This window comes from Massilia paldalensis, from assembly GCF_044901715.1.
GTDB lineage: Bacteria > Pseudomonadota > Gammaproteobacteria > Burkholderiales > Burkholderiaceae_D > Telluria > Telluria paldalensis.
Genome location: NZ_JBJCIU010000002.1, coordinates 741,871 through 765,889 on the forward strand (window position 1 = coordinate 741,871; position 24,019 = coordinate 765,889).

A 24,019-nucleotide genomic window follows, 5' to 3' on the forward strand; every position below is an offset into this window, starting at 1 on the left:
CTTATCGGGAAATCTTTGATACAGTATTTGCGTTGAGAGAAACATTTCACAAAAACATACCAAGCTGAATGTCCTGACCACCATGAGAGCAATCAAGAGCCGCAAGCATTCCACTCCCTCGCGCCGTCCGGCCGGCGCCGCCCAGCTGGCGCTGTCCATGCTGGTACTGCCACTGGCAGCCCACGCCGCCGATGACGCAGCCGCCGCCGCCGCTGCCGCCGCAGCTAGCGCGCCGGCAAGCGCCGACGCCCGTCCGCTCAGCGACGAGGACCGCGACAATCCGCGCCGCGTGCACATCCGCGGCGACAAGGAAAGCGACTTCAAGGCCGACCACGCGCAATCGCCGAAGTACACGGAGAAGCTGGTCGACACGCCGCAGACCGTCATCGTGATCAAGAAGGAGCTGTTCGAGCAGCAGGGCGCCACCACGCTGACCGAGGCGCTGCGCAACACCCCGGGCGTGGGCACCTTCTTCCTGGGCGAAAACGGCACCACGAACACGGGCGACGCGATCTACATGCGCGGCTTCGACACCTCGGGCAGCCTGTATGTCGACGGCATCCGCGACATCGGCTCGATCTCGCGCGACGTCTTCAACATCGAGCAGATCGACGTGCTCAAGGGCCCGGCCGGCACCGACACGGGCCGCGGCGCGCCGACCGGCTCGATCAACCTGAATTCCAAGCAGCCGCTGATGAAGAGCTCGGCCAATGCCAGCGTCACCGTCGGCGAGGAACACCGCCGCCGCGCCACGGCCGACATCAACCAGGTCATCGACCCGTCCCGTGGCATCGCGTTCCGCCTGAACCTGCTCGACCAGGACAACGGCATTCCGGGCCGCGACGTGGTGCGCGACAAGCGCTGGGGCGTGGCGCCGTCGCTGGCCTTCGGCCTGAACGGCCCGACCCACCTGTACCTGAACTACCTGCACGTCAAGCAGGACAACACGCCCGACGGCGGCGTGCCGACCATCGGCCTGCCGGGCTACACCAGCCCGGATTCGAAGACCGACCCGGCGCTGAACACGGCGGGACGCGTCGATCCGCGCAACTTCTACGGCTCGACGTCCGACTACGACAACGTCAAGGCCGACATGGCGACGGCGATCATCGAGCACGAGTTCGGCCCGAGCATGAAGCTGCGCAACACGACGCGCTACGGCAAGACGCAGCAGGACTACCTGCTCAGCGCCTTCATGGGCACGGCCGCCAACATCGATTCGGCGGGCGACCCGTCGCGCTGGACGCTGGCGCGCACCAACCGTACCATCAAGGACCAGGAAAACACGGTGCTGGCCAACCAGACCACGCTGACCACCGAATTCGCGACGGGCCAGCTGAACCACACGCTGGTGACGGGCCTGGACGTGACCGACGAGAAGCAGAAGAACTTCAGCTATACGGGCGGCGGCGCGCTGGCGCCGGCCAACCTGTACCGCCCGGATCCGTCGATCCAGCCGACCGGCCTGAACCTCGTGCGCAGCGGCGCCCGTACCCAGGGCCAGTCGACCAACCAGTCGTTCTACGTGCTCGATACGATCAAGCTGGGCGACAAGTGGCTGTTCGGCGCCTCGGCCCGCGTCGACCACTTCGACGTCGACTACGACGCCGTCACGCTGTCGACGGCGACGGCCAACCCGACGCTGCCGGTGGGCACCCAGATCCCGACCCACCTGGAACTGTCGGACCACGTGGCCAGCGCCAAGCTGTCGGCGATGTACAAGCCGACCGAGAACAGCAGCATCTACGCGCTGTGGGCCAACTCGAAGCAGCCGCCGGGCTCGAACCTGGTGCTGAGCGGCAGCGCCAACAGCGCGGCCAACCCGAGCTTCGTCCCGCAGGTCAGCAAGACGACCGAGATCGGCGCCAAGATGGAGCTCATGAACCGCAAGCTGGGCCTGAACGCCGCGCTGTACCGCACGGACGTCGAGAACGAGGTCGAGCAGGATCCGGTGGACCTGAAGTACTACCAGACGGGCAAGAAGCGCGTGCAGGGCGTCGAGCTGAGCGTGACGGGCGAGATCACCCGCGAATGGAGCGTCAACGCCGGCTACACCTACATGGACACGAGCATCGAGGCGGGCCGCCTGATCACGGCCGGTGGCGGCAATGCGCTGACCTACACGCCCAAGAGCGCGTTCACCAGCTGGACCACGTACCAGTTCCCGTTCGGCCTGAAGGTGGGCGGCGGCGTGCGCTACCAGGGCAAGCTGCTGCGCGGCACCGACGGCGCCGTCGGCACGCCGGCCTACGCCGACGACTACACGGTCGTGGACCTGATGGCGGCCTACCGCATCAACCGCTACGTCGACCTGCAGCTGAACGTGTACAACGTGGGCGACAAGGAATACGTCGCGGCGATCAACAAGAGCGGCTACCGCTACACGCCGGGCGCGCCGCGCTGGGCCAGCCTGACCGCGAACTTCCACTTCTGACGGGACCGGGTTTCTCGCGTTTTACCGAGGCGGCCCTGCCGCCCACGGATCCGGAAGCGCCCCGTACGCTGTGGGGGCAGTACGAGGCGCTTCCGGCTTCGGGCAGGGTTGGTCCTCGCCGCCCTTTCCCTTCACGGGGGAAGGGCGGTTTTTTTTTGTCGCCGGTATGTAAGAACGTTGTTCCTACCACCCCGTCGTCCCTGCGCAGGCAGAGGCCCAAGTTGAGCGTCAAGAATCGCGACGTCGAAACAGGTTGCGACTTTTCCGACGTACGGGTTTCTGAAACCGAGCTTGGGTCCCTGCCTGCGCAGGGGTGACGAGGGCGAAAAAAAGGGCGCTGTTCGCATTAATTATGTGAACCGGACGCTATCTCTGCGGTCTTACCCACGGTCGAGGTAACTCATGGGGAGACCGCAATGCGCAGCATGCCGTTCGATGACTTGTTCGCTGCCCTGGAGCGCTTGTCACTAGGTATCGACGATCTGGCGCGGCTGCGCCACTGGCTGGCCTCCATCGCGCATCCGGGCGAATGCCTGGCCGTGATCGCGGGCGCGGCCGGCACGCCCCCATGTCCCCATTGCGCGTGCCCCCGCGTACACCGCTGCGGCCACGCCAGCGGCTTGCAACGCTTTCGTTGTTGCCGCTGCCGGCGCAGCTATAACGCCTTGACGGGAACGCCGCTCGCGCGGCTACGCAAGAAGGAGAAATGGCTGCCATATCTGCAGTGCTTGCTGGAGTCGCGCACGGTACGCGATGCCGCCACGGTCACCGGCGTACACCGTACGACCAGCTTTCGCTGGCGTCATCGCTTTCTGCCGGCGGCCATGCACGAGCGACCCGCGCGATTGTCGGCCATCGTCGAAGCGGATGAAACGTACCTGCTCGAATCGCAGAAGGGCTCGCGCCACTTGACTCGGCCGCCGAGGAGACGGGGTGGCGTGGCCCGGCGTCGCGGAATCAATCGCGAGCACGACTGCCTGCTGGTGGCGCGCGACCGCAGCGGCCACACGCTGGATTTTCATACGGGCCGGGGCCCCGTCACGGCAAGCCAGCTGGCGCGGTGCCTCGGACCAGTCCTGGCTCAGGATGTGCTGCTCGTCAGCGATGCGGCGCTGGCCTACCGGACCTTCGCGGCGAGGGCGGGATTGAGCCATGAAGCGGTGAACGTGAAAGCGGGCGTCCGCGCACGCGGCGCGCTCCACATCCAGAACGTGAACGGATGGCACAGCCGCTTCAAGACGTGGCTGCTGCGCTTTCGTGGCGTGGCCAGCCGCTATCTGGTCCATTACTCCGGATGGCAGCGCATCCTGGACGACAGGTGCCTGACGACACCGGCCTTGCTACTGCGCGCGGCGCTGCGCTGCCGCCAGGCTGCCGGCACCTCGCATAACTAACGCGAACAACGCCAAAAAAGCCGCCGGTCCTTGCAGACCGGCGGCTTTTCGTGTCCCGCGTCGGGGCTTACTGGCCGCGCTTGGCGCGTGCCTTCGCCGCGATACGCATGCGCAGCGCGTTCAGCTTGATGAAGCCGCCCGCGTCGGCCTGGTTGTAGGCGCCGCCGTCCTCGTCGAAGGTGGCGATGTTCATGTCGAACAGCGAATCGGTCTTCGAGTCGCGCGACACGACGATCACGTTGCCCTTGTACAGTTTTACGCGGACCCAGCCGTTGACGCTCTTCTGGGTGTGGTCGATCAGCGTCTGCAGCGCGACGCGTTCCGGTGCCCACCAGTAGCCGTTATAGATCAGCGACGCATAGCGCGGCATCAGGTCGTCCTTCAGGTGCGCCACTTCGCGGTCCAGCGTGATCGATTCGATCGCGCGGTGGGCGCGCAGCATGATGGTGCCGCCCGGGGTTTCGTAGCAGCCGCGCGACTTCATGCCGACGTAGCGGTTCTCGACCAGGTCCAGGCGGCCGATGCCGTGCTTGCCGCCCAGGCGGTTCAGCTCGGTCAGCACTTCGGCCGGGCTCATCTTCTTGCCGTTCAGACCGACGATGTCGCCGTGTTCGTACTCGATGTCGAGGTATTCCGCTTCGTTCGGCGCCTGTTCCGGCGACACGGTCCAGCGCCACATCGATTCCTCGGCTTCCGCGCTCGGGTTTTCCAGGTGGCGGCCTTCGAAGGAGATGTGCAGCAGGTTCGCGTCCATCGAGTAGGGCGCGCCGCCGTTCTTGTGCTTCATGTCGATCTCGATGCCGGCATCTTCCGCATACTTCAGCAGCTTCTCGCGCGACAGCAGGTCCCACTCGCGCCACGGGGCGATGATCTTGACGTCCGGCTTGAGCGCATAGGCGCCCAGTTCGAAGCGCACCTGGTCGTTGCCCTTGCCCGTGGCGCCGTGCGAGACGGCGTCGGCGCCGGTCTCGTTGGCGATCTCGATCAGGCGCTTGGCGATCAGCGGACGCGCGATCGAGGTGCCCAGCAGGTATTCGCCTTCGTAGACGGTGTTGGCGCGGAACATCGGGAACACGAAGTCGCGCACGAATTCCTCGCGCACGTCGTCGATATAGATGTTTTCCGGCTTGATGCCGAACTTGATGGCCTTGGCGCGCGCCGGTTCCAGCTCTTCACCCTGGCCGAGGTCGGCGGTGAAGGTGACGATTTCGCACTGGTAGTGATCCTGCAGCCATTTCAGGATGACGGAGGTGTCGAGGCCGCCGGAGTAGGCGAGGACTACTTTTTTGATGTCGCTCATGGAAGTTCCGTTGATATGAACGTGGAGGGGGGAGATGGTCAGCCGGACATGGCTTTCTTCCCGCCGTGGCGGGAAGTCGTCCAGATCCGACGATCAAGCTTGGGGGTGATGAAATCGATACTTAGTTGTCTTCGATACGGCCGAGCAGCAGGTACTCGATCAAGGCTTTCTGCACGTGCAGGCGGTTTTCGGCCTCGTCCCAGACGACCGATTGCGGGCCGTCGATGACTTCGGCCGCGACTTCCTCGCCGCGGTGCGCCGGCAGGCAGTGCATGAACAGGGCGTCCTTGTTGGCGCGCGCCATCTTGGCGCCGTCCACGATGAAGCCGTCGAAGGCCTTCAGGCGCTCGGCGTTTTCCTTTTCGTAGCCCATGCTGGTCCACACGTCCGTGTTGACGAGGTCGGCGCCCGCGCAGGCATCCGACGGGTTCTCGAATACCGTGTAGTTCTTCGTGGCGACCAGCGCCGGGTCGATGTCGTAGCCCTTCGGGGTCGACACGTTCAGGTGGAAGCCGAACACCTCGGCCGCCTGCAGCCACGAGTACAGCATGTTGTTGGCGTCGCCAATCCAGGCCACCGTCTTGCCGGCGATCGAGCCGCGGTGTTCCCAGTAGGTGAAGATGTCGGCCAGCACCTGGCAGGGGTGGTGTTCGTTGGTCAGGCCATTGATCACCGGCACGCGCGAGTGGGCGGCGAAGCGCTCGATGATGTCCTGGCCGAAGGTGCGCACCATGATGATGTCGCACATGCGCGACATGACCTGGCCGGCGTCCTCGACGGGTTCGCCGCGGCCCAGCTGGCTGTCACGCGTGTTCAGGTAGATCGCCGCGCCGCCCAGCTGGTGCATGCCGGCCTCGAAGGACAGGCGGGTACGGGTCGAGCTCTTTTCGAACACCATCACCAGCGTGCGGTCGACCAGCGGGTGGTACACCTCGTAGGCCTTGAACTTGCGCTTGATGACCGTGGCACGTTCGATCAGGTACTCGAACTCGTCGCGGGTGAAGTCGGAAATCTGCAGGAAGTGCTTGATGGGAGTGACAGCCATGTTATGCCTGGGATGCGGTGATCTCTTGAATTATAAGCGGTTTTGCTTGCCTTCCAAGAAATTATGGACCGACAAGTCGATTTTGCTCCGGCGAATTTTCGCCGATATTGGTATCAGTACAGCGTCTGCGCCGACTCGTGCAGCAGCTGCGCATACAGTTCATGGCGCAGCTTCGCGATCTTGCCTTCCTCGACCGCCTGCAGGATCGCGCATTGCGGCTCGGCCAGGTGGCGGCAGTTGTAGTACTTGCAGCCGCCCAGGTAGGGCTTGAAGTCGACGAAGGCGCGCTCCAGCATGCCTTCGGACAGGTGGTACAGGCCGAATTCCTGGAAGCCCGGGGAGTCGATGATGTTGCCGCCGCCGTCACCCGGCAGGCGGTACAGGCGCGTGAACGTGGTCGTGTGCTTGCCCGTGTCGAGCGCTTCCGAGATCTCGCGCACGGCGATGTCGGCATCCGGCACCAGCAGATTGATCAGCGAGGACTTGCCCATGCCGGACTGGCCGATGAAGATCGAGGACTGTCCCTGCAGCAGCGGCATCAAGGTCGCCACCGCTTCCTCGGGCCGGGCCCGCGCCGACACCTCGTGCAGCGGATACCCCATGTTCGTGTACAGCGCCGCCCGTTCGCGCGCGCGCGCCAGCGGTTCCTCGACGTCGACCTTGTTCAGGATCAGGTGGGCCTCGATGCCGGCCGCCTCGCAGGCGACGAGGGCGCGCGAGACGAGGTCGTCGGAAAAGCTCGGTTCCGTCGCGATGACGATGAACAGGCGCGTGATGTTTGCCGCCAGCAGCTTGCTCTTGTACTGGTCGGAGCGGTACAGCAGCGTGGTGCGCTCGGCGATCCGTTCGATGACGGCCTGGTCGGCCGACGTGCGCTGCAGGTGGACGACGTCGCCCACGGCCACGTTGGTCTTCTTGCCGCGCGTGACGCACTGCATCAGCTGGCCGTCGACGTCGACGACGTAGTGGCGGCCGTGGGCCGCGACGACGGTGCCGGCCAGGTCTTCGCCCCCGGCCCGGGCCTGCTTGTGGGCGCGGCTCACGCCTGGCCCCGTTCTGCCAGCAGCGCGTCGATGCGGGCGGCGCAGATGAAGTCGTTCTCGGACAGCGCGTTGCCGGCCGAATGCGTGGTGAAGGCGACCGTGCAGTGCTTGTAGGATACCTGCAGCTCGGGATGGTGGTTCTCGCGGTGCACGATCCAGGCCAGGGCGTTCACGAATTCCATGGTTTCATGGAAGTCGCGGAACGCGAAGCGGCGTTCGAGCCGGTTGCCGGCGGCCTGCCAGCCGGGCACTTGGGCGAGCAGGGCCGGGAGGGCGGCGGCGTCCAGCGCCGCGGCGCCTTCGACGCAATGGCGGTCGATGAGCGTGACGGCCGCGCTCATACGGCCCCCGACGCCTGCAGCTGCCGCACGCGCACCCACGCCGGCGGATGGGAGTCGTAGAAGGCGGAATGGATCGGGTCCGGCGTCAGCGTCGAGGCATTGTCCTCGTACATCTTGACGAGGGCCGAGACCAGGTCGCGCGCATCGCTGTTGGCGGCCGCGAAGGCATCGGCCTCGAATTCGTGCTTGCGCGAGGTGAACGAGGACAGCGGCGAGAACGGGAAGGTGAACACGGGCAGCACCAGCATGAACAGCAGCAGGGCCATCGCATCGTTGGACGCGCCCAGCAGGGGCTCGACGCCCAGGCCCGTGTAGAACCAGGCCTGCTCCTTCAGGTAGCCGAGCACGGCCAGGAACGCCAGCGACAGCGCGAACAGCACGACCATGCGCTTGACGATGTGCTTGAGCTTGAAGTGGCCCAGCTCGTGGGCCAGCACGGCCTCGATCTCGGGCGGGGCGAGGCGCGAGAGCAGGGTGTCGAAGAACACGATGCGCTTGTTGGCGCCGAAGCCGGAGAAATAGGCGTTGCCGTGGGCCGAACGCTTGCTGCCGTCCATCACGAACAGGCCCTTGGAGGCGAAGCCCACGCGCGCCATCAGGCCTTCGATGCGCGCCTTCAGCGACTCGTCGGCGAGCGGCGTGAACTTGTTGAACATGGGGGCGATGACGGTCGGGTACAGCACCATCATCAGCAGCTGGAAGCCGGTCCAGACCAGCCAGGCGTACAGCCACCACAGGCCGCCCGTCTTGTCCATCAGCGTCAGCACGACCCACAGCAGCGGCAGGCCGATGACGGCGCCGACCAGGCCGCCCTTGACCATGTCGGCGATCCACAGGCCGACGCTCATCTTGTTGAAGCCGTAGCGCTGCTCGAGCACGAACTGGCGGTAGTAGGAGAAGGGCAGGTCGAGCGCGCCGGAGACGATGGCGAACGCCACCACCAGCAGGATCTGGTGCAGCATGCCGGGACCGGTGAACTGCAGCACGGCGCTGGACAGCGCCTGCAGGCCGCCCAGCAGCGTGAAGCCGACCAGCACGACGCCGCCCCACAGCGCGCCCAGCAGGCCCAGGCGGGTCTTGGCGACCGTGTAGTCGGCCGCTTTCTGGTGCGCGGCGAGGGGGATCTTCGGGGCGAACTCGGCCGGCACGGCGCCGCGGTGGCGCAGCACGTGGCGGATGTGGCGCGTGGCCAGCCAGGTGCGCAGGGCCAGCGTCAGCAGGAGGAAAAATACGAAAACGAGCGAAAACCCGGATGAAAGCATGCTGTGCCTGTGAGAAAATTCAATTCTTCTGTTTTTGGGGTCAGAGCACGGTTTACACGCTTGTGCTCTGACCCCAACTGACTATATGGGGTTCAAAGCCCCACTGATCAAAGCGTAAAGAGAGAATTATGTCACAAGCCACCCCACGCCCCAACGAGTTCAACCTGATCTGGCTCGACATGGAAATGACGGGCCTCGATCCGGACAACGACCGCATCATCGAAGTCGCCGTCGTCGTCACCGACCCCGACCTGAACGTGCTGGCCGAAGGCCCCGTGCTCGCCATCCACCAGAGCGACGAGACGCTGGACAAGATGGACAACTGGAACAAGGGCACGCACGGCAAGTCCGGCCTGATCGACCGCGTCAAGGCGTCGACCGTGGACGAGGCCCAGGCCGAGCAGGAATTGATCGCCTTCCTCAAGCAATGGGTGCCCGCGAACAAGTCGCCGATGTGCGGCAACTCGATCTGCCAGGACCGCCGCTTCATGGCGCGCGGCATGCCCAAGCTGGAAGCGTTCTTCCACTACCGTAACCTGGACGTCTCGACGCTGAAGGAATTGTGCCGCCGCTGGAAGCCGGAGCTGGCCTCGGGCTTCAAGAAGGCGCAGAAGCACACGGCGCTGGCGGACATCATCGAATCGATCGAAGAGCTGCGCTACTACCGCGAGCACTTCATCAAGCTGTAAATGAAACGGCGTGCCCGCCGGGGCACGCCGCCTTGCTGCGCTACCGTCTCAACGTACCTGGGTGTAGTTCACCGGCACCCAGCGGTAGCCCTTGCCCTGGACCACCAGGTGTCCCAGCCCCGGGAACTGCAGGTGGCCGGCGCCGACCAGTTCGCCTTCCTTGGCCGCCTGGTCGAAATTCTTCTTGCGCGCCGCATAGGCCGCCTTCTCGTCGCTGTCGAAGCCGATCGTCACTTGCGGATTGTCCATCTGGACCGTCGACACGTGGATCAGGTCGCCGATCAGCAGCAGCTTCTGGCCGCGGCTCTGCACCTGGTAGATCGTGTGGCCCGGGGTGTGGCCCGGCGCTGCCAGCGCGGTGATGCCCGGCACCAGTTCGCCGTCGCCCTCGATGGGCTTGAACTTGCCGGCCTGGATGTAGGGCGTGATGGATGCCTGTGCGGGGCCGAAGAAGCCTTTCTTGTCGGCCGGCGCCTTCGCTTCGTTCGCCTTGTTCAGCCAGTAGTCGGCATCCGCCTTGGCGGCGCGCAGCGTGGCGTTCGGGAACACGCGCTTGCCGTCGGCCGCCAGGCCGCCCACGTGGTCCGGGTGCATGTGCGTGATGTAGATCTCGTCCACCTGTTCCGGCTGGTAGCCGGCCGCCTTCAGGTTGTTCAGCAGCTTGCCCAGGGTCGGGCCGAAGTAGGCGCCGGAGCCCGTGTCGACCAGCACCAGCTTGCTGCCCGTGTTGACGAGGAAGGCATTGGTCGACGTTTCCAGCGGCAGTTTCAGGAAGTTCTTCGACAGCGTGGCCCGGGTCGCGTCGGCCGGCTGCTTGAGCAGCTGGTCCATCGGCAGGTCGGCCGTGCCGTCGCTCAGCGGCGTGATCTCGAAGTCGCCCAGCATGACGCGGGCGTAGCCGGGTGCCGGCGTCTTGACCATCGGCGCGGCGGCCTGGGCCGCAGGGAGGATGGCGGCCGTGGCGATGGCGGCGGCCAGCAGGGAGCGGGAGAGTGCAGTGATCATGGTGTCCTCGGTGAAAGTACTTGGATAGGCAAGTAGTTTCATATCGTATATAGCCCACATGTGCATTGATTGAACGCTATGGCCATTTGCCCTATCTCAAGGTAGATGCGCGGGCAAGTGGGGCACGGTGAACACGCCCTGCAAGGCGCGCAGCTCGGCGCGGTGGACGGCGGCCAGGCGCGCGAGGATCGCTTCGCCGGCCGGCAGCAGGTGCACTTCGACGCGGCGGCGGTCTCCGGCATGGGCGCGCCGCTCGACCAGGCCGGCCGCCTCGCAGCGGCTGACCAGCGCCACCACGCCATGCTGCTGCGCCTGCAGGCGCTCGGCCAGCTCACCGATCGTCGCCCATTCGCGGTCCTTGAACCCCTTGATGTGCAACATCAGCAGGTATTGCAGCGGCGTGATGCCCTCGGCCTGCACGGCGCGCTCGGAAAAGCGCTCGTAGCGCCGCATCTGGTAGCGAAATTCGGACAGGGCGGCAAAGTCGGATTGTTGTAGCGCGTCTTGTTCTGGAACAGGTTTTCGTTTCATTCGGCGGCTGACATCATTGGAACTTTCAATATATCATGATGTGATGTAATTGTTCGGAGAGAATTCTGTGGCGACAATGGACAAGGGAATGGAATGGGTGCGGTCCTTCGTGCCGCAGGCGACGACGGCATCGCGCGGCGAACGGCTGCGCGCAGTGGCCGGGGCCATGGTCGGCCTGTTCGTCACCTATCTCCTGAGCGAGATGGCGGGGGCCGGCAGCATGCCGCTGACCCTGGTGGCGCCGATGGGCGCGTCGGCGGTGCTGCTGTTCTGCGTGCCGGCCAGCCCCCTGGCGCAACCGTGGTCGGTCATCGGCGGCAATACGATCTCGGCCCTGGTCGGCATCGCCTGCGCGCGCATCGTGCACGAGCCGCTGCTGGCCGCGCCGCTGGCGGGCGCCGTCGCCATCTTCGTCATGTTCATGCTGCGCTGCCTGCACCCGCCCAGCGGGGCGGTGGCATTGACGGCCGTGATGGGAGGGCCGGCCGTGCACGCGGCCGGCTTCACCTTCGCCCTGCTGCCGGTGGGATTGAATTCGGCGCTGATCGTGCTGGTGGCGCTCGTGTTCAACAACCTGACGGGACGGCGCTATCCGCATACCCAGCAATCGGCGCTGCGCAACGTCCACGCCACGCGCGACCCGGTGCCGACGGCGCGCCTGGGCTTCACGACGGCCGACCTGGACGCGGCGCTGGCGCGCTACGGCCAGGTGCTGGACGTCAGCCGCGACGACCTGGAAGCTATCCTGCTCGAGACCGAGATGCGCGCCTACGCGCGCCGCTTCGGCACCGTCACCTGCGCCGACATCATGTCGACCGATGCCGTGACCGTCGGACCCGCGATGGGCCTGCCGCATGCCTGGCGCCAGCTGCGCCGCCACCGCCTGCGCGCGCTGCCGGTGCTGGACGAGCAGCGGCGCGTGGTCGGCATGATCGGCCAGGACGATTTCCTGCGCCACGTCGGCCTGGACGACTACCTGACGCTGCGCGAACGCCTGCGCGCGCTGCTGGGCCACCTGCTGGGCGTGCGCGCGCCGCAGCCGGCCGCGGTGGCGGACGTGATGCAAAAGGACGTGGCCAGCGTGCGCGCCGACGACACCATCGCCCACCTGGTGCCGCTGATGAGCAACGAGGGCCTGCACCACGTGCCGGTGGTGGACGGAGAGGGGAAATTCGTGGGGATCGTGGGCCAGTCGGACTTGCTGGCGGCACTGGTGGAAAGCCGGCTGACGCAGCCGGCCTGAACGCGGGGTCAGAAATTCGGGGTCAGAGCACCATTTCCGGAAAATTCGGGGTCAGAGCACTTTTTCGCTCAATAGTGCATGGGAAAAGTTCCCTCCTTCGGATGGCCAGCCCACGCGCCTGCAGTCGTGCAGGACACGGGACAGTTTGCCGTCAGAGCAATTTATCGAAAATGTGCTCTGACCCCGAATTCAGGAAACAATGTGCTCTGACCCCGAATTCATCAAGCCTGCTCGGCGCCGCAGCACTTCTTGAACTTCTTGCCGCTGCCGCAAGGGCAGTCGTCGTTGCGGCCGACCTTCGGCGCCTCGTTGCGCACCGTCTCGACGGCGCCCTTGCGGCGCGGCAGCCAGAAGCGGTGGATGGCGGGCAGGTTGGCCTCGATCTCCAGCGCCAGCCGGTGCGCCTTGCGCGGGTCCTCGACCTCGGCCAGTTCGCTCTCGTCGATCTCGTCGGCGCCCAGCAGGTACAGGGGGCGCATCAGCGGGCCCGCCTCGGATTCCCAGATCTCGTCCCAGGAGCCGGGACGCAGGTCCATGCCTTCCCAGAAGCCCCAGCACCAGGCTTCGGCATCGATCAGCGTCTCGCCGTCGACCTCGTGCTCGACGTACAGGGGTTCGAATTCCTTGGGCGCGACTTCGAAGGTGATCAGCACTTCGTTCATGAAGCGCATGATCAGGTTGACGATGCGCTGTTCTTCCTTCGGGTTCTTCCAGTTGGGGACGGCGCCTTCCTCGCCCCATACGCGCGGCAGCCACTCGGCCGGCATGATGGTCTGCGGCCCGATCGCGATGGCGGTCAGGTAGCCGTGCAGCGTGTCCAGCGTCATCGCGCCTTCGGGGCAGCGTTCGGACAGCAGGAAGCCGTCGAGGTCGTCGAATTCTTTGTCGGAGAGGGGTTGCTCGAGTTGCATTGGTACGTGGTTCCTTCACATGAAGGCGCCAGTGTAACGCCTGCGCCTCCCGGCGGGCGAAAAAAAGGCGCGGCCACGGCCGCGCCTGTCGCCTGTCCGCGCACGGCGCCAGGCGTTCGGGGTCAAGCGATCACTTGAACGCCTTCTTCAGCGCGTCGGCCGCATACTGCTCCGCATCCTTGGCCTTCGGCACGATGGCGCCCATGCCGAAGAATTCGTGCGTCACGCCGCTGTATTCCTTGTAGTCGACCTTGACGCCGTCCTTTTTCAGCTTGTCGGCATAGGCCTTGCCCTCGGACAGCAGCGGGTCGATCTCGGCCGCGACGATGGTCGCCGGCGGCAGGCCCTTGAGCGAGGTGGCCTTCATCGGCAGCGCATATGGGTTCGACGGATCGGCGCCGTAGTGCTTGAAGAACCATCCCATCATCGCCTTGTTGAGCGGCTTGGCATTCGCGTTGCGCTGGTAGGACGCGTTGTTCATGTCGTTGTCGACGACGGGGTAGACCAGCAGCTGGTGCACGGGCATCTGCGCCTTCTTGTCGCGCGCCATCATCGACACGACGGTGGCCAGGTTGCCGCCCGCCGATTCGCCGCCCACGGCGACCTTCATCGGGTCGCCGTTGAATTCCTTCGCATGCTGGGTGGTCCAGATATAGGCCGCGTAGGCGTCATTGGGTGCGGTGGGGAATGTGTGTTCCGGCGCCTGGCGGTAGTCGACGGAGACCATGATCGCCTTGGCCATCTTGGCCAGCGCGCGTGGCGAGGCGTCGTAGACCTTGGTGTCGGCGATGACGAAGCCGCCGCCGTGGTAGTAGACCATCACGGGGAAGGGACCCTTGCCTTCCGGCGTATAGATGTGCACCGGCACGCTGCCGCCCTGCACCGGGACGCTCATGTCCTTGACCGTCACGCCCGCTTCCGGCGCCGTGCTCTTGCCGGCGTCCGACAAGACCTTCTTGACGGCGTCGGCCACGGTCGGCTGCTTGCGCGCTTCTTCCGGGCTCAGGGTCTCGATGGGTTTCGGTCCGAGCGCCTTGTGGGCGTCCAGCACCTTCTGCATGGCGGCATCGGCCTTGGGCGGCTGGGCCGCGTCCTGGGCGAAGGCGGCGCCGCACAGCATGGCGGCGGCGAGGGCGGTCAGGGGAAGCGCTTTGTTCTTCATTGTCGTGTTCTCCGATGGGGGCAGCGGGTGCCGGGGTGTCCATGAAACCGCGGCGGTGCCCGTGTGCTCCGTGCGCTCACGCACCTTGCATCGTCAAATCCGTTGTTTATGCCCCTGAAAAAGGCGAGATTACCGCATTCCAGGCCGTGTTCATCCACTGATGGAAACAAATTCGGCAAAGCGGCGGGCAGGTGCGCCGGGCCGCCGCCGGCCTTACAATGGCGGCATGACTATCCAGCACGACCAAGAGGGCGCCGCCGTCCACCCATTCTCCCGTCTCGATCCCGCGACGGTCCTCGATGCCCTCGACAGCGTTGGCCTGTACGGCGACGGCCGCCTGCTGGCGCTGAACAGCTACGAGAACCGCGTCTACCGCGCCGGCTGCGAGGAGGGGCCGCCGGTGGTGGTCAAGTTCTACCGCCCGCAGCGCTGGAGCGACGCGGCCATCCTGGAGGAACACGCCTTCGTCGCCGAACTGGCGGCGCAGGAAGTGCCGGTGGTGCCGGCGCTGGAACTGCAGGGCCGCAGCCTGCACGAGCACGCGGGCTTCCGCTTCGCCGTCTTCCCCAGCCGCGGCGGACGGGCGCCCGAGCTGTCCGACCCGCAGACGCTCGAGTGGATCGGCCGCTTCATCGGCCGCATCCACGCGGTGGGTGCGGCGCGGCCGTTCATGGAGCGCCCCGCCATCGACATCGACACGTTCGGGCGCGCCCCGCGCGACTGGCTGCTGGGCCACGGCTTCATCCCGCCGGAATTGCTGGCCGCGTACACCAGCGTGCTGGACCAGGCGCTGGACGGCGTGGCGCGCTGCTACGCGCGCGCCGGCAGCCTGCCCCAACTGCGCCTGCACGGCGACTGCCACGCCGGCAACGTGCTGTGGACGGCCGACGGCCCGCACTTCGTCGACTTCGACGACAGCCGCATGGGCCCCGCCATCCAGGACCTGTGGATGCTGCTGTCGGGCGAGCGCCAGGACATGGTGCGCCAGCTGGGCGACGTGCTGGCCGGCTACGAGGACTTCTGCGAGTTCGATCCGCGCCAGCTGTACCTGGTCGAAGCCTTGCGCACGCTGCGCCTCGTGCATTATTCCTGCTGGCTGGCGATGCGCTGGGACGATCCGGCCTTCCCGGCGGCCTTTCCCTGGTTTAATACCCAGCGCTACTGGCAGGACCGGATCCTCGAATTGCGCGAGCAGGTGGCATTGATGGACGAGCCGCCGCTGTGGCCCGTCTGACGGCGGCGCCACGCGGTGCGTCAATATGCAGGGAACAGAACGGCGTTCGGCCCCCTGCTCGACGCGACAAGCGGGCCGCGCTTGCGTCATAATGGACGCGAGGCTGGATTGACGCCTCGACAACCCGCGAGACAGCCGCCATGACCGACCAGCACGATCCGTCCGACCAGCCCGACCAGTCCGGCCAGCCCGATCCGCGTGCCCATGCCGACGACGCCGATTTCACCATCGACATGATGCCCGCCGCCCAGGACCACGCGGCGCCGGCATCGGTGCGCGCATCCGCGCCTGCATCGGCTCCCGTGTCGGCGCCGGCGGCGGCAGCCGAGCCGCAGCGCGAGCAGCTGGAGCACCGGGCGATCAAGGAAGGCATCGCGCGGGTGGAGGCGGAAGCCAAGGCGGCGATGGCGGCCGAGAACCGTGCCCACGCCGAGGCGCGCGCCCGCAGCCTGGCCGAGGAGCGCGCCGCGATCGATGCGCAGGCGGCCGCCGCCGCGCTGGCGAATACCCAGGCATCGGAAGAAGCGATCGAGGCCAACCGCGACCGCATCGAGACGCTGCGCGCCGCCGCCAAGGCCGCGGCCGAGCGCCTCGAGGCGATCCGCCAGGAAACCGCCGAGCTGCGCGCCCGCGTCGAGGCCGACACCCAGATCCGCCTGGCGGCCGAGGCCAGGGCCCGCGCCGAGGTCGAGGCGCGCAAGCGCGCCGCGGAGCAGGCCCGCATCGATGCCGAGATCGCCGAACGCGCCCAGCGCGAGGTGGACGAGCTGGCGCAGCAGTCGGAACAGGCGCGCCTGCAGGCGGCCGAGCGCGTCGCCGCCGTGCATGCGGCGCGCGAGGAAGTGCAGCACAGCGCCAGCGCCGACGCCCGCGTGGCGATCCTGGCGCGCGAGCGCGAACGGGCCGAGAAGGCCGCGCGCCAGACGGCCGAGAAGCTGGCCCAGGCCGAGGCCGAGGCGCTCGAGCTGGCGCTGCAGCGCGAGCGCGCCGACCAGGTGGCGCTGGAATCCGCGTTCGCGCGCGCCGCCGCCGAGGCGCGCGCGCTCGAGGAAGCCCGCGCCCTGGCCCACATCGAACAGGAACGCCAGCAGATCGCGCTGGCCCAGGCCGAGTCCGAGCGCACGGCGGCCCAGTCGCTGCGCCTGCGCCTGCAGACGGAGAAGGAATTGCGCGATGCCGCCGTGCACCGCGAACGCCAGGAACAGATGGCCGCCGCCGCCGCCGAGGCGCGGCGCGAGGCGGAGACGCGCATCCTGGCCGCCACCGAGGCGCGCATCGAGGCCGACCGCAAGCTGCGTGACGTGGCGCTGGAGCGCGCCGGCGCCGAGGAAGCCGAGGCCCAGCACGCCCAGGCCCGCCTGGACGCGGAACGCGAAGCGGCCGAGCAGTCGCGCCTGCGCGCCAGCGCCGACGCGCTGGCGCGGGAAGCGGCCCTGCGCGAAGCGGAAGAGCAGCGCCGCGAACGCCGGCTGGCCGAGGAACGCGCGGCGCTGTCCCAGGCCGCGGCGGATGCGCGCGCGGCCGAGAACGCGGCCGAGCAGGAAGCCCAGGCCGCCGTGGCCGCCCAGGCCGAGGCGGCGCAGCAGGCGGCGGCGCTGGCCGAGCGGCGCGCCCATGAAGCGCAGCAGCTGCTGGAGGCCCAGCGCCAGCGCGTGCAAGCCGAACAGGATGCGCTGGCTGCCCAGCAGCAGCGCATCGAGGCGGAGCAGGCCCTGGCCCGCGCCGCCGAGGCGCGCAGCGAGGACCAACGCGCACAGACCGCGCAGCTGGCGGCCCAGCTGGACGCCGAGCGCGCCGGCGAGGCCGCGCGCCAGGCCGCCCTCGACGCCCAGGCCGAAGCGACCCGCCATGCGCAGGCGCAGGCCGCCCACGAGCAGGAGATCGCCGCGGTGCACCAGGCCCAGGCCGGCAAGGCGGCCGAGCTGGCACGGGCCCAGGCCGAACGCGCCGAGCACGAACGGCGCCAGCAGCAGCTGGCCGACGAATTGCTGGCGGCGGAACGCGCCGCCATCGATGCCGCCCACGATGCCCTGATGCTGCTGGAGCAGAAACTGGCCGCGCAGCGCCAGCAGGCGGCCGCCGACACCCGCGCCAACGAGGCCGCGGCCGCCAAGCTGGCCTCCGAGCGGGCCGCCATGGCCGCCGCCGAGGCCCGTGCCGCCGCCGAGGAAGAGCGCACCCGCCTGGCGCGCGCCCGCGAACTGGCGGAGCTGGAAGCGGCCCAAGCCGCGGCCGAGAAGCGCGACGCCCAGCGCAAGCTGCTCGACAGCGCCCAGCAGGCCGCCGAAATGCAGCGCAAGAGTGCCCAGGCGACCCTGGAAATGGACGAGGCGCGGCGCCGCCTGATCGAGCTGGAATCGGCACGCCAGGAAGAGCAGGTGGCCGAGCTGGCCGCGCTGCGCGAGCAGATCGACACGCGCCAGGCCGAGGCCAAGCACCGCGCCGAGTCGGAAGACCTGGCGCGCGAGGTGCTGGGCCGCTTCTCGCAGCAGCCGTCCAAGGCCCAAGCCGTCTCCCGTCTCACCGAAGTCATTGCGCGCCAGCGCAAGGAACTGGAATAACTTCTTCCGCCGTCCCGCCTCCGGGACGGCAAACGCTCCCGACACCGCGATTCGCCACCAGGTGTTGCTGCGCGGCGACGCGCAACTGTCACATCACGACAATATTTTGTGAACTATCGCCCGGATGGCCGTGTGGTTTCTATACTGCAAGTTTCCCGTCGGTTTCAGGCCAAGTGTTGTCATGATTAAAAATATCAGTATCAAAGCCCGTCTCATTTTCGTCATCGCGCTGCTCGGCGTGGAACTGATCGTCGGTGCCGCCATCGGCTTGATCAGTCTGAACCATGCGAACGACCGTTTGCAGTCGCTGTACGCCAACAGCATCGTCTGCCTCGGCCAGCTGGACCAGATCGTGCGCAAGCTCGACCTGAACCAGATGAACATCGCCAAGGCGCTCACTGCCCAGCCCGAGCAGGCCAAGGCGCTGCTCGACGAGGTCGAGCGCAACACCGGCGACATCGACCAGGTCTGGAAGGCCTACCGGGCGACCGAGATGACGGCGCACGAAAACGAGGAAGGCGCCGTGTTCGCCAAGGCGCGCGACAAGTTCGTCGCCGAGGCCCAGCAGCCGGCCGTGGCCGCGCTGCGTGCCGGCGACACCGCCGCCGCCACGGCCATCGTGCACGGCGCCATGAACACGCTGTTCGCCCCGGCCCGCGACGCCATCGACGACCTGATCCAGGTCCAGCTGGGCCAGGCCGACGAGGCGCGAAAGGAATCGCAGTCGACGTACGAAATGGTGCGCGCCGTGTGCCTGACCGGCATGGCGCTGGGCCTGGCGCTGGCCGGTTTCGTCGGCGTCATGCTGATCCGCGGCATCGTGCGTCCGCTGGACGAGGCCGTGCGCGTGGCGGGCGCCGTGGCGTCGGGCGACCTGACGCTGGACATCTCGGTGGGCGCCAACGACGAGACGGGCCGCCTGATGCGTTCGCTGGACGAGATGAACGCGGGCCTGGCCGGCATCGTGGGCCGCGTGCGCAGCGGCACCGACACGATCGCCACGACGGCCAGCCAGATCGCGGCCGGCAACCTGGACCTGTCGGGCCGTACCGAGCAGCAGGCGGCGGCGCTGGAACAGACGGCGTCGTCGATGGAAGAACTGACGTCGACCGTCAAGCAGAACGCCGACAACGCGCGCCAGGCGAACACGCTGGCCGTGTCCGCATCGAGCGTGGCCGAGAAGGGCGGCAGCGTGATGACGGAAGTCGTGTCCACGATGGGCGAGATCAACAGCTCGGCCACGCGCATCGCCGACATCATCAACGTCATCGACGGCATCGCCTTCCAGACCAATATCCTGGCGCTGAACGCGGCCGTGGAAGCGGCGCGGGCAGGCGAGCAGGGCCGCGGCTTCGCCGTCGTGGCCGGCGAGGTGCGCCACCTGGCGCAGCGCTCGGCCGCCGCCGCCAAGGAAATCAAGACACTGATCGACGAGTCCGTCGACAAGGTGAGCCACGGTTCCGAGCTGGTCGACCAGGCCGGCGCGACGATGAGCGAGATCGTCCAGAGCGTGAGCCGCGTGACGGCGATCATGACCGAGATCATGAATGCGAGCCAGGAGCAGACGGCCGGCATCGAGCAGGTGAACCAGGCCATCACCCAGATGGACCAGGCCACGCAGCAGAACGCGGCGCTGGTCGAAGAGGCGTCGGCCGCCGCCCAGGCGCTGCGCGAGGAAGCGGAAAGCCTGGCGCGCACCGTCGGCGTCTTCCACCTCAAGAAGCAGGCCGGCACGGCGGTCACCCAGGCGGCGCCAGGCGTGCGCCGTCCCTCCGGTGCGATCGCGCTGACGGGCCGCGGCTGAACCTGCAGGAATAGCGCAGTAACGATACGTCGTCCGCGCCCGCGCGGGGACGACGTTGTTTAGGTTCCTATTTTGCGCGCAGGGCCAGCCAGGCGCCGTGGTCCGGCATGCGCGCCACGGTCTGCGCGATCAGGTCGCGCAGACCGGCGAAGTGGCCGTGCAGCTGGCGCAGATCGACGTCGTCCATGAAGGGATCGTAGCGCTGGGGCACGACACCCAGGCCCATCAGCATGGCGACGAACGAGGACTCGGCGAAGCCGTCGCGGTCGAGGATCGTCACGCGCCCCGTCTCGCGGAACAGATCGATCTGGTGGCGCAGCGAATCGGGGATCGCCATGGCCGCGCAATGGCGCCAGAACGGCGTGTCGGTGCGCCGCGTGAGCTTGTAGTGCAGCACGATGAAGTCGCGCACGGATTCGTAGCGGATGCCCATCACCCGGTTGAATTCCTCGGCCAGCTCGGGGCGGAAGTCCGCGTCCGGCCACAGCTCGATCAGCTTGCCCACGGCCGTCTCGATCAGGTGGATGCTGGTCGATTCCAGCGGTTCGACGAAGCCGGCCGACAGGCCCACCGCCACGCAGTTCTTGACCCAGGACTTGCGGCGCCGGCCCGTAACGAAGCGCAGCTGGCGCGGGGTGTCCAGCGCTTCGCCGTCGAGGCCGTCGAGGAGGTCGCGGCGCGCCTGCTCGTCCGTCGTGAACGCGTTGCTGTAGACGTGGCCGTTGCCCGTGCGGTGCTGCAGCGGGATGCGCCAGATCCAGCCGGCGCCCTTGGCGGTGGAGCGGGTGAACGGGGTCAGGCCGGGCACGCGCGCGCTGGGGACGGCGAGGGCGCTGTTGCAGGGCAGCCAGTCGCTCCAGTCCTCGTAGCCGGCCTTCAGGGTCTCTTCGATCAGCAGGCCGCGAAAGCCCGAGCAGTCGATGAACAGGTCACCCTCGATGCGGCCGCCGTCGCGCAGGCGCAGCGCCGTGATGAAGCCCGTGTGCGGATGCTGGTCGACGCCGACGACCGTCGCCTCGACGCGCCGGGCACCATGGCCGACGGCGTACTCGCGCAGGTAGGCGGCGTACAGGCCGGCGTCGAAGTGGAAACCATAGGAATAGGCGTCGGTCAGGCCGGGCCGGCTGTTCTCGGGCGGCGTGAATTTCAGCTGGCGCGCCATCACGGTCGGGATCGACCAGTGTGCGATGTCCGGCATCGCGTCGAACGTTTGCGCCAGGCGCAGCCAGGCCATGTGCGGCGGGCGGCCGTCCACGCTGGGGCCGAAGCCACCGAAGCCGTGGAAGAAGCGGTTGCCCAGGTGGCCCCAGTCCTGGAATTCGATGCCGAGCTTGTAGCTGGCCTGGGTCTTGCGCACGAAGTCGGCCTCGTCCAGGCCCAGCGCCGCGTTGTAGAAGCGGATGGTCGGCAGCGTCGCCTCGCCCACGCCGATGGTGCCGATGTCGGGCGATTCCACCACGGTGACCTCGGCGCGCTTGCCCAGGCGGCGCGCCAGCGGCGCGGCGGCCATCCAGCCGGCGGTACCGCCGCCGACGATGACGATCCTGCGGATGGCGCGTGTGGCATGGTGCTGCATCGTATCTCCTGTCATGTCCCCGGTCTTCGGGTGTCAATATCCGCAGGAGTGTAGAGCACGCCGCAGCCAGCCGCAACGACAATGTTTGCGTCGAACATTGCGCTTCCATCAAACCGGGGTCAGAGCCGGGGTCAGAGTCCGGTTTTTGGCAATGGCGCCAAAGAAAAACGGCAGCGCGAGGCTGCCGTCCGATCTTCGACGCGGGAGCGAGCCTACATGCCGCCGCTCGGCGAGACGGGATTGGCGCCGCCGACGATGGCCTTGTCGATGAAGTACGAGGTCTCGCCGAAGCAGCTGGTGGGCAGGCCGGCGTGCTGGGAATAGGTCAGCTGCACGCGCTGGCCCATGGCCGATTGCAGCTGCCGGACGACGTTCTCGTCGCGCACGGTGAAGGCGAAGCGTTCGGGAATCGCGCCCGGCATGCTCGACAGCAGGATCTCGCCTTCCCAGGTCTTGCACAGCCAGCCCTTGCGCGACAGCTTCTGCAGGTAGCCGGCGCGTTCGCCTTCGGAATACGACCAGTTCAGGGCGGCCCAGATGTACAGGGCGAAGAGGGCGGCAACGACGACGATGACGGAGGCCAGGATGGCAGTGGCGCGGCGCGGGAAGGTAGTCGGCATGGGAGACGGAGTGAGTGGTTGAGCCGGGTCGGCACGATGAGCAGGTAATCAAGGCGCGCCCATTCTGCCGATGGGCGCGCGGATTGTCAAAACGTCAGACGTTGACGCCGAACGAGCGGGCCAGGGGGCCGAGGCCGCCGTTGTAGCCCTGGCCGACGGCGCGGAACTTCCATTCGCTGCCGTAGCGGTACAGTTCGCCGAAGATCATCGCCGTCTCGGTCGAGCTGTCCTCCGACAGGTCGTAGCGGGCGATCTCGCGCTCGCCTTCCGCGTTCAGGCAGCGGATGAAGGCGCGCGCCACCTGGCCGAAGTTCTGGCGGCGCTGGTCGGCTTCGTGGATGGTGACGGCGAACGCGATCTTTTCGACGTCGGCCGGCACGCGGGTCAGGTCGACCTGCACGCGCTCGTCGTCGCCTTCGCCCTGGCCGGTACGGTTGTCGCCCGTGTGCTGGACCGAGCCGTCGGTCGACTTCAGGTTGTTGTAGAAGATGAAATCGCTGTCGCCGCGGACCTTGCCGTCGCCGCGCAGCAGGAAGGCGCTGCCGTCGAGGTCGAAGGTGGCGCCGTCGGTCGTGCGCGGATCCCAGCCCAGGCCGATGATGACCTTGCGCAGGGTCGGATCTTCCTTGGACAGGTTGACGTTGCCGCCTTTCTGCAGACTGATTGCCATGTGATTTCCTTTACGCCGATGGAGTGATGGATGAAAAAGCTCAGGCCGCGTGTCCCAGCTGTTCGCGCTTCTTGTAACGCACCGAGGACCACAGCGACACGAGGATGAATGCGACGCCCGACAGGCCCGTGAACCATTCGGGAATATGGTACTGGACGCTGGCGAACATGATCAGCGCCAGGATGCCGATCGCGTAGTGGGCGCCGTGCTCGAGGAAGACGAATTCCTCCAGCGTGCCCTTGTGCACCAGGAACACGGTCAGCGACCGCACGAACATGGCGCCGATGGCCAGGCCCAGCATGATGATGACGACATCCTTGGTGATGGCGAAGGCGCCGATCACGCCGTCGAAGCTGAACGAGGCGTCCAGCACTTCGAGATACAGGAAGCCGCCGATGCTGCCCTGCGAGATCATCTTGCCCACGCCCGGCTCCTCTTCTTCTTCCTCGAGCAGGCCGCTGAACCAGTCCACGCCCACGTACACGAGCACGCCGACGACGCCGGCGACCAGGACGGGCAGCTTGGCCGCTTCCGGCTCCAGGCTCATGCAGCCCATCACGGCGAGCAGGGTCAGCAGGATGGCCAGGCCTTCGCTGCCGTACTGCCCCAGTTTTTCTTCGATCCAGCCCAGCCAGTGCAGTTCCTTTTTCTCGTCGAACAGGAAGTTGAGGAAGACCAGCAACAGGAAGGCGCCGCCGAAGGCCGCCACCTCGGCGTGCTTGGAGGTCAGGTGGCGCGCATACTCGTCCGGGTTGGCGGTGGCCATGTGCCAGACGTCGACGAGGCCCAGGCCCGTCGCCACGGACACGATCAGCAAGGGGAACAGCAGGCGCATGCCGAACACGGCCACCAGCATGCCGACGGTGAGGAACAGCTTGCGCCAGAAGGCGTTCCAGTTGCGCAGCACGGACGCGTTGACGACCGCATTGTCGAAGGACAGCGACACTTCGAGCACGCCCAGCACGGCCGCGATCCACAGCGCCTGCAGCAGTCCGGAGGTGCCGCCGTGCTCGTATCCCCACCATGCCGCCAGCCCCAGCAGGACCATGGTGACGATGAACGACAGCCTGAAATGTTGCATGTAACTCCTCCGTTGACTGAAATGCCACAATAATTTCGCATATTACCTTGTAAGCCGGAATTTCGGGCGCAGCGGATAGCCGCTGTGGGTTGCTTCTGCGATAATGCCGGCCG

Annotated in this window: 20 protein-coding genes; 7 read left to right on the forward strand and 13 right to left on the reverse strand. The window is 67.0% G+C overall.

Translation table 11 applies throughout. The features are described from left to right. Nucleotides 1–82 precede the first annotated feature (82 nt). Nucleotides 83–2,434 (forward strand): catecholate siderophore receptor Fiu, encoded by a 2,352-nt coding sequence (locus ACI1V7_RS13010; protein WP_404532171.1) that lies wholly within the window; start codon nucleotides 83–85, stop codon nucleotides 2,432–2,434. A 416-nt stretch (nucleotides 2,435–2,850) separates the two neighbouring features. After that, entirely contained in the window at nucleotides 2,851–3,828 is a 978-nt protein-coding gene (locus ACI1V7_RS13015; protein WP_404532172.1) for an IS1595 family transposase, read from the forward strand. Between the two features lie 67 nt (nucleotides 3,829–3,895). On the opposite strand, the gene ACI1V7_RS13020 is transcribed toward ACI1V7_RS13015, so the two are convergent. The 5 genes from ACI1V7_RS13020 to ACI1V7_RS13040 form a co-directional block, all read right to left on the reverse strand. Then, complete coding sequence (locus ACI1V7_RS13020; RefSeq protein WP_404532173.1) at nucleotides 3,896–5,128, reverse strand: argininosuccinate synthase; 1,233 nt, start codon at nucleotides 5,126–5,128, stop codon at nucleotides 3,896–3,898. A 121-nt stretch (nucleotides 5,129–5,249) separates the two neighbouring features. Then, nucleotides 5,250–6,173, reverse strand: coding sequence for an ornithine carbamoyltransferase (argF, locus tag ACI1V7_RS13025; RefSeq protein ID WP_404532174.1), 924 nt, complete (start codon nucleotides 6,171–6,173; stop codon nucleotides 5,250–5,252). Between the two features lie 113 nt (nucleotides 6,174–6,286). Next, nucleotides 6,287–7,216, reverse strand: coding sequence for a ribosome small subunit-dependent GTPase A (gene rsgA, locus ACI1V7_RS13030; protein ID WP_404532175.1), 930 nt, complete (start codon nucleotides 7,214–7,216; stop codon nucleotides 6,287–6,289). After that, nucleotides 7,213–7,557 carry a 4a-hydroxytetrahydrobiopterin dehydratase gene (locus tag ACI1V7_RS13035; protein WP_404532176.1) on the reverse strand — a complete coding sequence of 115 codons (345 nt, stop codon included), beginning with the start codon at nucleotides 7,555–7,557 and terminating at the stop codon, nucleotides 7,213–7,215. Before ACI1V7_RS13035 ends, rsgA begins: the two co-directional genes overlap by 4 nt. Further along, complete coding sequence (locus tag ACI1V7_RS13040) at nucleotides 7,554–8,819, reverse strand: M48 family metallopeptidase (RefSeq protein WP_404532177.1); 1,266 nt, start codon at nucleotides 8,817–8,819, stop codon at nucleotides 7,554–7,556. Before ACI1V7_RS13040 ends, ACI1V7_RS13035 begins: the two co-directional genes overlap by 4 nt. Nucleotides 8,820–8,947: 128 nt before the next feature. Between ACI1V7_RS13040 and orn the strand changes: the two genes are divergently transcribed. Continuing rightward, complete coding sequence (orn, locus tag ACI1V7_RS13045; RefSeq protein WP_404532178.1) at nucleotides 8,948–9,508, forward strand: oligoribonuclease; 561 nt, start codon at nucleotides 8,948–8,950, stop codon at nucleotides 9,506–9,508. Nucleotides 9,509–9,556: 48 nt separating this feature from the next. Here the strand turns inward: orn and ACI1V7_RS13050 are convergent, their stop codons facing one another. Continuing rightward, nucleotides 9,557–10,513 carry an MBL fold metallo-hydrolase gene (locus ACI1V7_RS13050; RefSeq protein ID WP_404532179.1) on the reverse strand — a complete coding sequence of 319 codons (957 nt, stop codon included), beginning with the start codon at nucleotides 10,511–10,513 and terminating at the stop codon, nucleotides 9,557–9,559. 96 nt (nucleotides 10,514–10,609) lie between these two features. After that, nucleotides 10,610–11,044 carry a MarR family winged helix-turn-helix transcriptional regulator gene (locus ACI1V7_RS13055; RefSeq protein WP_404532180.1) on the reverse strand — a complete coding sequence of 145 codons (435 nt, stop codon included), beginning with the start codon at nucleotides 11,042–11,044 and terminating at the stop codon, nucleotides 10,610–10,612. An 88-nt stretch (nucleotides 11,045–11,132) separates the two neighbouring features. Between ACI1V7_RS13055 and ACI1V7_RS13060 the strand changes: the two genes are divergently transcribed. Next, nucleotides 11,133–12,287, forward strand: a complete 1,155-nt coding sequence (locus ACI1V7_RS13060; RefSeq protein ID WP_404532181.1) for an HPP family protein — start codon at nucleotides 11,133–11,135, stop codon at nucleotides 12,285–12,287. 221 nt (nucleotides 12,288–12,508) lie between these two features. Here the strand turns inward: ACI1V7_RS13060 and ACI1V7_RS13065 are convergent, their stop codons facing one another. Continuing rightward, nucleotides 12,509–13,198 (reverse strand): UPF0149 family protein, encoded by a 690-nt coding sequence (locus tag ACI1V7_RS13065; protein ID WP_404532182.1) that lies wholly within the window; start codon nucleotides 13,196–13,198, stop codon nucleotides 12,509–12,511. Between the two features lie 130 nt (nucleotides 13,199–13,328). Further along, complete coding sequence (locus tag ACI1V7_RS13070) at nucleotides 13,329–14,360, reverse strand: alpha/beta hydrolase (RefSeq protein WP_404532183.1); 1,032 nt, start codon at nucleotides 14,358–14,360, stop codon at nucleotides 13,329–13,331. A 226-nt stretch (nucleotides 14,361–14,586) separates the two neighbouring features. Between ACI1V7_RS13070 and ACI1V7_RS13075 the strand changes: the two genes are divergently transcribed. The 3 genes from ACI1V7_RS13075 (at nucleotide 14,587) to ACI1V7_RS13085 (ending at nucleotide 19,959) form a co-directional block, all read left to right on the forward strand. Continuing rightward, nucleotides 14,587–15,594 (forward strand): serine/threonine protein kinase, encoded by a 1,008-nt coding sequence (locus ACI1V7_RS13075; protein WP_404532184.1) that lies wholly within the window; start codon nucleotides 14,587–14,589, stop codon nucleotides 15,592–15,594. A gap of 140 nt (nucleotides 15,595–15,734) precedes the next feature. Beyond that, entirely contained in the window at nucleotides 15,735–18,155 is a 2,421-nt protein-coding gene (locus ACI1V7_RS13080) for a hypothetical protein (RefSeq protein ID WP_404532186.1), read from the forward strand. Nucleotides 18,156–18,336: 181 nt separating this feature from the next. After that, entirely contained in the window at nucleotides 18,337–19,959 is a 1,623-nt protein-coding gene (locus ACI1V7_RS13085; protein ID WP_404532187.1) for a methyl-accepting chemotaxis protein, read from the forward strand. 67 nt (nucleotides 19,960–20,026) lie between these two features. Here the strand turns inward: ACI1V7_RS13085 and ACI1V7_RS13090 are convergent, their stop codons facing one another. From ACI1V7_RS13090 to ACI1V7_RS13105, 4 genes are all read right to left on the reverse strand, one after another. Continuing rightward, nucleotides 20,027–21,535 carry a tryptophan halogenase family protein gene (locus tag ACI1V7_RS13090; RefSeq protein WP_404532188.1) on the reverse strand — a complete coding sequence of 503 codons (1,509 nt, stop codon included), beginning with the start codon at nucleotides 21,533–21,535 and terminating at the stop codon, nucleotides 20,027–20,029. A 212-nt stretch (nucleotides 21,536–21,747) separates the two neighbouring features. Then, on the reverse strand, nucleotides 21,748–22,155 hold the full coding sequence (locus ACI1V7_RS13095; RefSeq protein ID WP_404532189.1) for a DUF8785 domain-containing protein: 408 nt from the start codon (nucleotides 22,153–22,155) through the stop codon (nucleotides 21,748–21,750). Between the two features lie 94 nt (nucleotides 22,156–22,249). After that, complete coding sequence (locus tag ACI1V7_RS13100) at nucleotides 22,250–22,825, reverse strand: TerD family protein (RefSeq protein WP_290411579.1); 576 nt, start codon at nucleotides 22,823–22,825, stop codon at nucleotides 22,250–22,252. Nucleotides 22,826–22,865: 40 nt separating this feature from the next. Then, nucleotides 22,866–23,906, reverse strand: a complete 1,041-nt coding sequence (locus ACI1V7_RS13105) for a DUF475 domain-containing protein (RefSeq protein ID WP_404532190.1) — start codon at nucleotides 23,904–23,906, stop codon at nucleotides 22,866–22,868. Between the last annotated feature and the right edge of the window lie 113 nt (nucleotides 23,907–24,019).